At 46.3% G+C, this 568-nt stretch carries 1 protein-coding gene; it reads right to left on the bottom strand.

The window, feature by feature from the left end; translation table 11 throughout:
- A partial coding sequence (locus tag PGX78_RS09330) for an RluA family pseudouridine synthase (RefSeq protein WP_270446690.1) occupies window positions 1–552 on the bottom strand: 552 nt, incomplete at its 3' end.
- Between the last annotated feature and the right edge of the window lie 16 nt (window positions 553–568).

Genomic DNA, 568 nt, shown 5'->3' with positions numbered 1-568 from the left:
GCCGCCGTATAAATCGTCACCTATAAGGGGATGTCCCAAGTAGGCACTATGTACCCTGATTTGATGTGTTCTCCCCGTGTGAAGTGTAATGCGTATAAGACTGAAATCATCACAGACGGCCAAGCGAGTAAAATCGGAATGAGCTTCTTTTCCGTCCTCTCTGGCATTGCGTTTAATGATACTGTCCGGATCGCGCCCTATGGGCGTATGAACCGTTGCCAACATAGTCGGAAAGCGGCCTTGTGCAAGGGCCGTATACGTTCGGGCGTAAAAAAGTCTGTTTTTGTCAAAAAGGTGTTGCACATAACTTTCTTTGGCAATCAAACAAAGACCGGATGTATTACGGTCTAACCGATGTACGGGGTGGTAGTCGTGGTCATAGCCGTGTACTTTATAATAATACATGACGGCGTTGGCCAAGGTACCGAAACGCTCGGAAGACGTTTGATGCATTAACATACCCGGCGGTTTATTGACAACTATCAGATAGTCATCTTCGTAAGCAACGGATAAAGGAATGTTCTCGGCTTCAATCGTATCTTTCGGTTGCAATATTACTTCCAGCGAG

The sequence above is a fragment of the Megasphaera sp. AF13-6AC genome (assembly GCF_027685385.1).
Taxonomy (GTDB): Bacteria; Bacillota; Negativicutes; order Veillonellales; family Megasphaeraceae; genus Megasphaera; species Megasphaera micronuciformis.
This window is presented reverse-complemented; position numbering and strand designations above follow the sequence as displayed.